This window comes from Dietzia sp. B44 (assembly GCF_014145245.1).
Classification (GTDB): domain Bacteria; phylum Actinomycetota; class Actinomycetes; order Mycobacteriales; family Mycobacteriaceae; genus Dietzia; species Dietzia natronolimnaea.
Genome location: NZ_JAALEF010000012.1, coordinates 1 through 8,904, shown reverse-complemented (window position 1 = coordinate 8,904; position 8,904 = coordinate 1). Strand labels below are relative to the sequence as shown.

The 8,904-nt window shown below is 70.1% G+C and carries 8 protein-coding genes; 4 read left to right on the top strand and 4 right to left on the bottom strand.

The features are described 5' to 3' along the window. Positions 1 to 48: 48 nt before the first annotated feature. Together G6017_RS00550 and G6017_RS00545 are read right to left on the bottom strand one after the other, a co-directional pair. Positions 49 to 660: a putative glycolipid-binding domain-containing protein gene (locus G6017_RS00550; protein WP_245847146.1), complete on the bottom strand. Its 612-nt coding sequence runs from the start codon at positions 658 to 660 to the stop codon at positions 49 to 51. A 64-nt stretch (positions 661 to 724) separates the two neighbouring features. Further along, the gene (locus G6017_RS00545; RefSeq protein WP_347237847.1) at positions 725 to 2,029 is read right to left on the bottom strand and encodes a cytochrome P450; all 1,305 of its coding nucleotides are present in this window, start codon (positions 2,027 to 2,029) and stop codon (positions 725 to 727) included. Positions 2,030 to 2,173: 144 nt separating this feature from the next. Here G6017_RS00545 and G6017_RS00540 point away from each other — a divergent pair, with 144 nt between their 5' ends. The 3 genes from G6017_RS00540 to G6017_RS00530 all read left to right on the top strand — a co-directional run bounded on the left by G6017_RS00540 (position 2,174) and on the right by G6017_RS00530 (position 4,255). Continuing rightward, the gene (locus G6017_RS00540; protein ID WP_179524307.1) at positions 2,174 to 2,803 is read left to right on the top strand and encodes a hypothetical protein; all 630 of its coding nucleotides are present in this window, start codon (positions 2,174 to 2,176) and stop codon (positions 2,801 to 2,803) included. 81 nt (positions 2,804 to 2,884) lie between these two features. Further along, positions 2,885 to 3,607: a VIT1/CCC1 transporter family protein gene (locus G6017_RS00535; RefSeq protein WP_017838261.1), complete on the top strand. Its 723-nt coding sequence runs from the start codon at positions 2,885 to 2,887 to the stop codon at positions 3,605 to 3,607. Positions 3,608 to 3,664: 57 nt separating this feature from the next. Then, positions 3,665 to 4,255 (top strand): PGPGW domain-containing protein, encoded by a 591-nt coding sequence (locus G6017_RS00530; RefSeq protein WP_179524306.1) that lies wholly within the window; start codon positions 3,665 to 3,667, stop codon positions 4,253 to 4,255. Between the two features lie 7 nt (positions 4,256 to 4,262). Here the strand turns inward: G6017_RS00530 and G6017_RS00525 are convergent, their stop codons facing one another. After that, entirely contained in the window at positions 4,263 to 6,707 is a 2,445-nt protein-coding gene (locus G6017_RS00525) for a glycosyl hydrolase family 65 domain-containing protein (protein ID WP_182615383.1), read from the bottom strand. Between the two features lie 182 nt (positions 6,708 to 6,889). Here G6017_RS00525 and G6017_RS00520 point away from each other — a divergent pair, with 182 nt between their 5' ends. Further along, positions 6,890 to 7,345, top strand: coding sequence for a hypothetical protein (locus G6017_RS00520; RefSeq protein ID WP_241730451.1), 456 nt, complete (start codon positions 6,890 to 6,892; stop codon positions 7,343 to 7,345). On the opposite strand, the gene G6017_RS00515 is transcribed toward G6017_RS00520, so the two are convergent. After that, positions 7,300 to 8,904: DUF2339 domain-containing protein (locus G6017_RS00515; protein ID WP_194307669.1), on the bottom strand; the 1,605-nt coding region annotated here is incomplete at its 5' end. The two genes, G6017_RS00520 and G6017_RS00515, sit on opposite strands and share 46 nt — an antisense overlap.

Genomic DNA, 8,904 nt, shown 5'->3' with positions numbered 1-8,904 from the left:
CGGGCTGGCTCGCGGACCTCCGCGCCGCCGGGGCCGCCGGGCGGGAGGTCAGACCCGCCGACTGAGCCCGGTGACGTCGAGGATGAACCCGTCGGGGTCGACGGTCGCGCTCGTGGCGGCGGTGGCGGTGATCCCGTGGACCTTCTCGTCGTCACTGGAGAAGGTGACCGAGTCCTCGGTGACGTCGAGCGTCAGGGAGTCCACCGAGAGCACCCGCTGCTCGATCGAACCGGGCTGCGAGTGCAGTCCGAGCCGTCGGCTGATCACGCTGGCGAAGAACACGCTGAACGTCACGTCCACGTCGACCACCCCGTCGCCGCCCACGCGGGATCGGGTGTCGGAAGGGTCGTCAAGGAGCCAGGAGCCCTCGGCATCGCGGACCAGGTCGATGGTGCGCTCGTACTCCTCGGTGGACACGGTCAGCTGCACCCGGTGAGGGGCCAGGTCCGATCCGATCTCGACCTGGTACTCCAGAGTGAACGCCTGGTGGTCGGGGTGCGCGGCGGAGACGATCCGACCCCGGGCGCGGGAGGACTCGCCCTTCCGGACGAGTCTCACCTGCTCGATCACCCTGCCGGTCTCGGAGATCCACGTGTACATGCGGGGAGCCGAGGCGCGAGGCGCTTCGACCTGCGGCGAGGGCGACTGGGAAGCGTTCACCCCTCCTACGGTATGAAAATCTCCACCGAAACGCACATCACCGGCCCGTCGCGGCGGCCCTGCGTCACCTCGGTCGCAGCTCCACCCGTGCGCGTCGCCAGGGATACAGCGTCACGTTCCGCGCCCTGGGCCACTCGTGGCCACTGCCCACGCGGTCGAGCCGGTAGCGCTCCAACACCTGCCGGAGGATCACCTCGCCCTCCATCATCGCGAAGGACGCACCGATGCACCGGCGGGCGCCGCCGCCGAAGGGCAGCCAGGTGGTGGGGGTCGGGACGTCGCCGAGGAATCGGCCGGGGTCGAACTCCTTGGGCGCGGGGTAGGCGGCCGGCGCGCGGTGGGCCAGGATGATCGACGGCGAGATGGTCATCCCCCGCGGGTAGGTGCGGCCGCCTACGGTGGCGGGTTCCTGCAGCTCCCGCATCACCATCGGGACCACGGGGTGCAGTCGCAGGGACTCCTTGAGCACGGCGTCCAGGTACTCCGTGCCGCCGGTGGCGATCTCGGACACACATCGATCCTGGATCCCGGGATGCCGGGCCAGCTCGAGCACCGACCACGCCATGGCGGTGGCCGTGGTCTCGTGTCCTGCGGCCACCAGGGTCATCAGCTGGTCGCGCAACTCCTCGTCGGACAACCCCTGCGCGTCCTGGGCGGACGCCCGCACCAGCAGTGCCAGCAGATCCCGTCGCCCGGACAGGGCCGGGTCCCGGCGGGTCGTCTCGATCTCCTCATGCAGGAAGGCGTGGATGGTCGCGAGGTCCCGGACCTGTCGGCTCCACGGCCGGAACCGGCGCAGCGGCAGGATGCCCATGCCGATCATCACCACCGGCCCGGCGTCCACCGCCCGCGCCACGATCGGCCTCATCCGGTCGAGGCGGGCCGAGTCCGTCACCCCGAACACCACGCGAAGGATCACCTCGAGCGTGAGCTCGCTGAACAGGACGTGCGCACGGACCCGGCCCGATCTCGGCCAGCGATCCAACTGCTCGGTCGTGACCTCCTCGACCAGCGAGCGGTACCCCTCGATCTCGCGGCGCCCGAACGCCGGCGCGAGGAGCCGGCGGGCGCGCGCGTGTTCGTCACCGTCCTGGAGGAGGAGAGAGTGTTCCCCCAACAGCGGCCGCAGCAGTTCGTTGCCCTTGCCCGCGTGGAAGACCGACGGCGAGCCGGCGAAGACGTCCTTGACGTCGGCGGGATCGGCGACGGCGACCACCGTCCGGCCCTTGGGCATCAGGTCGAGCTTGAACGGCACCCCGTACCGCCTGGCGGCGGCCGGGAAGACGGCCGCGGGGGCCGAGAGTGCGAGCAGGGCCTGCACCAGGCCGGGTAGGCGTGGCCCGGGGGGAACGCCGTCGTCTGTGGTCACACTGTCCATGGTGACACCGTAGGAGTCGACAGGTGTCGCCGCAGCCGGACCGGCGAACGAAGACCGAGGCCGGACACCGAGGGGTCGCCGGACGTTCACCGCGATCGTCACCTCGCCGTGGCGGTCACCGGCTACCGTGAGCCCATGGCCCTGCTCCCCGTGGACCTGGACTCGACGCCCGACGACATCGCCTCCCTCCTCGCCGTGGACGCCGCCGTGCGCGCCGCGGTGGGCCTGGAACACTCCCCGCCCACACCTTCGGCCCTGCACTGGGTCGGCGCGGAAGGGATGTGGATGGCCCTCGTCCGGCCCGGCGAGGGGCGCGCTCTCCTGGCCGGCTGGCACCACGAGTTCTCCCTCACGGAGGGCAGCGGGCGTGCCGGAGAGGCCGGGACGGACCTCGTCGGCGACGCCCCGGGGTGGTGGCGACGCGGGGTCGAGCACGCCCGGTCCAAGGGCCTCTACCTGGGCTTCCTGTACGGCTGGGACGGGGCCGCGTGGTGGCGGCTGGACCAGCCGACCGACGACGGCTTCGACCCGGAGATCTACCCGGTGACCGCGACGGCCGTGCGGGACATCGTCGACGAGCTGGCCGACGACACCCTCCTCGACGCCCCCGCGACCGGAGCGGTCGACGCGCTCCTGTCGGCCGGTGCGCGGTTGTCCGCCCGGGACCTGGCGGCCGTCCTCCACTCCCCCGACGGCTGGCCCGAGGTCGACCTCGAGGCGGGCGTCCGAGCGGCCCGGGCGTTCGGTTCCCCGGTCCCGGCCTGAGCGCGTCGAGGAGCAAGAAGCGCTGGTAAGGATAGGCTATCGACGCTTGTGACTCCGCGCGCCGACTCCTAGCGTGGACACATGGACACCCCTCGCTCCACCCGCCACGACGCCGTCGAACCGCACGACGCCTCGGTCGGCGACAGACTCAACTGGCTTCGTGCCGCCGTCCTCGGGGCGAACGACGGCCTGCTCTCGACCGCCGGGCTCGTGATGGGCGTCGCTGCGGCCACCACCGACCGATCCGCCCTGATGGTCGCGGGGATCGCCGGCTTGTCCGCCGGCGCGTTCTCGATGGCCGTCGGCGAATACGTGTCGGTGAGCACCCAGCGGGATACGGAACGTGCGCTCATCTCCAAGGAGATCGGCGAACTCGACCGCGAGCCCGAGGCCGAGTTCGAAGAACTCGTCGGGCTCTACACCGCCAAGGGGCTCAGTGTGGACACCGCCCGGCTGGTCGCCACCGAACTCCACGCCGTCGATCCACTCTCCGCCCACCTCGACGCCGAACTGGGCATCGATCAGGAGGCACTGACCAACCCGATGCACGCAGCCGTCTCCTCCGCGATCGCCTTCACCCTCGGGGCGATCATCCCTCTGCTCGCCATCCTCGCCCCCGCCAGCCTGAGAGTGCCCACGATCGCGGTGCTCACCATGGTCGGTCTGGCGCTCGCGGGATACGTCTCCGCGCGTCTGGGAGACGCGGATCGGGGCAAGGCCGTGCGCCGGCTACTCCTCGGTGGTCTCGCGGCCATGGCAGCGACCTACGGGATCGGCTCGATCCTGGGAACCGCCGTCGCCTGACCGGGGACGGGTTGCTCGCTACTGCACCGGTGAGCCGATCTCTGCCACCATGGTCTGGTGAGAAGACTCGGTTACGTCGCGGCCAAGCGCCTCGCACTCGAGACACTCGGGTGGACGCTCGTCGTGCTGGGTATCGCCGCTCTGTTCCTCCCCGGCCCCGGGCTGCTCACTCTCTTCGCGGGCATGGTCGTGCTCTCCCAGCAGTACGAGTGGTTCGAGAAGCGGGTCGACCCCGTCAAGCGCGTGGCCCTCGAGGGCGCGTCCCGAGGGGTGCAGACCTGGCCGAGGATCACCGCGTCGGTGCTCGGCGTGGCGTGGCTGGTCGGACTCGGGATCTACTGGGGCCAGCACCCCCCGGCACCACAGTGGTGGCCCCTCGATCCAGCCTGGTGGTTCATCGGCGGGTGGGGCACCGGCGGAAGCCTGATCGGCTCCGGCCTGATCGGCCTCGTCCTCATCGTCTACTCGATCCGTCGATTCCGGGGGAACCCGTACGACCACGAGGTGGAGACCGAGCGCGAGAGGGAACGCCACGCCGCCCGCCACCGGGAGAGAGAGGAACGGCGACGGGCGCGGCACGACGTCACATCGGGCCGGAGGCCGCACCCGGCCGCGTCTCCCACCGGGCCGGGCGTCGCGTCGGACTGATCGGGCGTCACGTCAGGCTGAACGTCTCCTCGCCACCCACCGCGACCATGCGCTCCTGTCCGGCCACGCACACGTGGACCGGGGTCGAGTCGATCACACCGTCTCTGTGATGCACCGTGACGCTGTCCTGCATCACCGTCACCGTGAGCGGGGACCGCAGGTAGGTCATGTTGAAAGAGACCCCGTCGATATCCCGGGGCAGGTTGGGGTGGATCTGCAGCATCCCGTTCTCCACCCGCATCCCCGCGTAGAACCGCTGGATCAGGTCGACCGTCCCGGACATGACACCCATGTGGATACCCTCGCGGGTCGTTCCTCCCTGGATGTCGTTGACGTCGCTGCCCAGCGCCACCTTGAAACGATCCCAGGAACTGTCCGGGTCGAAGCGGGCGAGGACCCCGGCATGCGTGATGTAGGACAGGGTCGACCCGTGTGACGTGCGCTGGTCGTAGTAGTCGATGGTGCGCTGTGCGGCATCGTCCGCGAACCCATAGCCGAGTCTGGTGAAGACCCGCCGCAGTTCGTCGTCGCTGAACAGGAAGAACAGCATCACGGCGTCGGCCTGTTTGGCCAGTTTGTACCGGTCCGGGGTGTCGCCCTCGGCCTTGAGGATCCGGTCGAGCCGCTGGATGTTGCCGTATTTGGCACGGTAGGAGTTCCAGTCCAGCTCGTCGAGGTCCTCGTACCCCTCGAACTGGCTGATGATCCCGTCGTGGAACGGCACGAACATCTTGCGGCTCATGTCCTTCCACCGCTCGATCTCGTCGTCACGCAGTTCGAGCCGGGCGCGGACGGCGCCGGCCTGGGGCGCCGGCAGCAGGTCGAGCAGGTGGGCGGCGATGTCGCAGATCCACGCCACGAAGACGTTGGTGTAGGCGTTGTTGCGCAGCCCGCCCTCGGACGCGCCCGGGTACTTCTCGTGGTACTCGTCGGGCCCCATCACGCCGTGGATCTCGTAGCGCTGCCGCTCCGGTGAGTAGTGCGCGATGGACGACCAGAACCGCGCGATGCCGAGCATCATCTCCGCACCCCGGAACTCGAGGAACATCGTGTCCTCGGTGAGGGTGATGTACTGCCAGACGTTGTAGAAGATCGCCGCGCTGACGTGGCGCTGGTTGTGCGACAGGTCGATGTCCCACCGCCCCGACATCGGGTTGAGGTGGAGTTCCTGGGTCTGCTCCGTGCCGAGCGATCCGCTCTGCCACGGGAACATGAACCCCTCGTACCCGGCCGTCGCCGCCGCCACCCGCGCCTCGGACTGTCTCCGGTAGCGGTACATGAGCAGGCTGCGGGTGACGGCCGGGAGCCGGAAGGTCAGGAACGGGAAGACGAACAACTCGTCCCAGAACACGTGGCCCCGGTAGGCCTCGCCGTTGATCCCGCGGGCGGGCACGCCGGCGTCGAGGTCGGCGGTGTTGTGCGAGCACGTCTGCAGGATGTGACTGATGTGCACCCGCAGCAGGTGCTGGGCCTCGTCGTCGCCGAACACGTGGAGGTCGCACGCCTGCCACAACCGCTCCCAGGACTCGCGGTGGTGCGCGTACGCCGCACCGAACGGGCGCGACCGGGCGGCCGACCGGGAGGCGCGCAGGAGCGTGTCCCCCGTGGCCGGGTCACGCGAGGTGAACAGCGCCACCGACTTCTCGATCGTGGTGGGGACGTCGCGCTCCAGCTCCACGTGGAGGGTCTGCTGGATGTAGTCCGCCATCCGGAAGTCGGAGCGGGGCACGTCTCGTTTCCGACCGCCGGTCGAGACGAGGGTCCGTGCCGCGACACCGATGTTCACCTCGGACTGCCGGGTGCGCACCTTCAGCGCCATCACCTCGGGGTGCGGGAACACCGTGCTGCCCGGCCGGAGGTGGTCGCTCTCGAGTTGCCGGTATCGCGGTACGCCGTCGTTGGTGACGCGTCCGTCGAGCGCGCTCACGACCTCAGCCTGGCCGGACCAGTTCAGCGGCGTGATCGTCCACTCCATGTAGGCGTGGTGCATGCTGGCCATCGACGCGAAGCGCCGGCTCACCAACTCGGTCTCCCGCCCCTCCCGGTCGCGGAAGCGGATCTGGCGGGTCATCAGCGCCGAGCGCAGATCCACTCGGTGGCTGTACTCGAGGATCTCCACTTCTGCGAGCCGGAGCACCTCCGCCCCGCCGATCCTGAGCTTGAGCGGCAACCAGTTGGGCAGGTTGACCAGGTCCTCGTTGTGCACCGGGACGCCGCCGAGCATGGTGGTCGCGCGGTTGTACAGGCCGTGGACGTACGTCCCGGGGTAGTGGACCCCGTCGGCGTCCTCCCATTCGGCCGCGCCGCGCGTGCAGAGGTAACCGTTGCCCGTCGAGGTGAGCGTCTCTCGCAGCCCCTCCTCGCCGGGATCGAACTCGGAGTAGGACAGCGTGAAGGCGTCGGTCCGCCCCGTCGTGGTGTCGTCGGAGGGCCCGGTGTGCAGAGTGGTCACACAGTCGACCCTATCCCCTGACCTGCGGTTCCGACGGGGTCCCACGTGCTTGTTTCCGGGATCGTCATCTGGCCGAGACTTGTCGGCCACTGACGTATTATATGATCTACGTCACAGTCGGGACGGCCCGGGCCGCGCCGCGGGGCCCACCATCGACCGTCGCGCGGGAACAGGGGCTCACCATGACCGTTCAGTTCATCGAGATCACGGAGGACGTGGCCGACAGGCTCCACGTCCTCACCACACCGACGGCCTGCCAGGTCGGCGATGCGCGCATGATCATCGTCGATCTGCTCGGTTCCGGTCCGTCGTGGCCACTGTCCGTCCTCGTCGACCACGTGTGCACCGCATACGAGGCTCCCGACGGGGAACGTCTCATGGTCGACCTCCGGGAGGGCATGGCCGAGGACGATCTCCGCGACGAGCCGGCACTCCGGCACGTGACGTGGGTGCGCGCCACGCGCCTCGCGCTGAGGGAACTCACCGACTCCGGTGAAGTGGTCTGGAGTCTGCCCTCGGATGATCCTGACGAGGTCGACCACCCCGAGGTCGAGGTCCTGATGTCCGGCGCGGAACCGCGCGCCTTCCGCGTCTACGTGGGGGATCCGCTCCCGGACGGTTCGGTGTCCCTGCGGTAGCGGACGGCCACGGCCAACATCACCGCGCCCACCGCGATGAAGGACAGCACCCGGAACAGGCCGGGCAGCGTGGCAAGGTCGAGGAACAACAACTTGGCGAGCGCGAGCGACCCCAGGACGAAACCCATCCTGCGGGCGTCCGAGAGCCGGGGACTCGGCGTGAGGATCAACCAGGCCGCGCAGCTGATCCACAGCACGGTGACCACCAGGTGGGCCACGAGGAAGCCGTTGCGCGCCGCGCCCGCCAGGTCACCGATCACCACTCCGGCCGCCACCACCATCACCGAGAAGGCCAACAGCGCCGCGACGGCACCCGCCATCACCACCCTGGAGGACTGCCGGGGCACCCGCCGGGACGCCCACCACGTCGCGGCCACGGCGAGCGCGGTGACCGCGAGCGCCGCCACCACGTCCCAGTAGGTCAGCTCGCGGACCGCCAGACGCTCGTCGAGCGCGAGGAACGGCTCGTTGACGACCAGGTACACGGCCAGCGCGATGGCGGCGCCGACGCCGGCCACCCAGTCCGCCCAGCGGCGACCCCACAGGCCCGCCGCCACGACGTAGCCGGTGGCGCTGAGGGTGAGGGCGAGGCTCGTCATCTCCCGTCCGCCCAGTTCCACCCAGGCGCCGAACAGCAGCGCACTGCCCACGACCCCCGAAACGGCGGACAGCAGCACCGGTCCCGGTTCGTGGGCTCGACGTCCGGCCACCACCGCGACGGTGAGATAGGCCGCGGCGAGGATCACGCCGACCGGCCAGCCCGGCCGCAGGAGGAAGAGTCCGGAGAGGAGCAGCAGGGGGACGGCGGTGGGGACGACGACGAGGGCCGCGTTCTCCGGAGCCGGGCGGCGGCGCACGGAGTCGACCCAGGCAACCCCGACGCCCACAGCGGCGAATACCAGGGCCGCCACGATCAGCGCGACCTGTTCGCCCCGGTCGTGGAGGTGCGTCTGCGTGAGGTAGCCCACGAGGACCGGTGCCGGGAAGACCGACCACACCACCCTGACCGCGATCCCGAGTTCGGCGCCGAGTACGGCGGTCGCGATGGCCAGGATCACCAGGAAGACAGGGAGCTCGACGCCCGTGGAGATGAACGGTGCCAGCACCATCGTGCCGGCCGAGACCAGGCAGGCGAGCAGCCCCGAGGACCATCGTTGTGCCAGGGCCATGCCCGCGAGCGCCAGCCCGCCGACGAACATGTACGCCGCCGGCACGGGGATCCACTGATAGAGAGTGGTGCAGGCGATCACGTCGAGCATGGCCGCTGCCAGACCGGTGCCGACCAGGGCCAACGCGCCGGGGTTGATCGGGCGCTCGGGCGTGGCCTCGTGGCGGGACTGCAACCACAACCCGAGCCCGACCAGGACCAGCGCGAGTACCGCCGCGGCGACCACCCGGGCGATCGGTGGGAAGAGCCCGGCCTGGATGGCGACCACCAGCAGGAACGCGATCCCGGCCAGCATCACGGATCCGCCGATCGCGGCGATCACCGTGGCCGCCGTGAGCCGTGGCACCCGGCGGGGTCGGGTCTCCGCGGAGCGCCGCGTCCACCCGGGCCC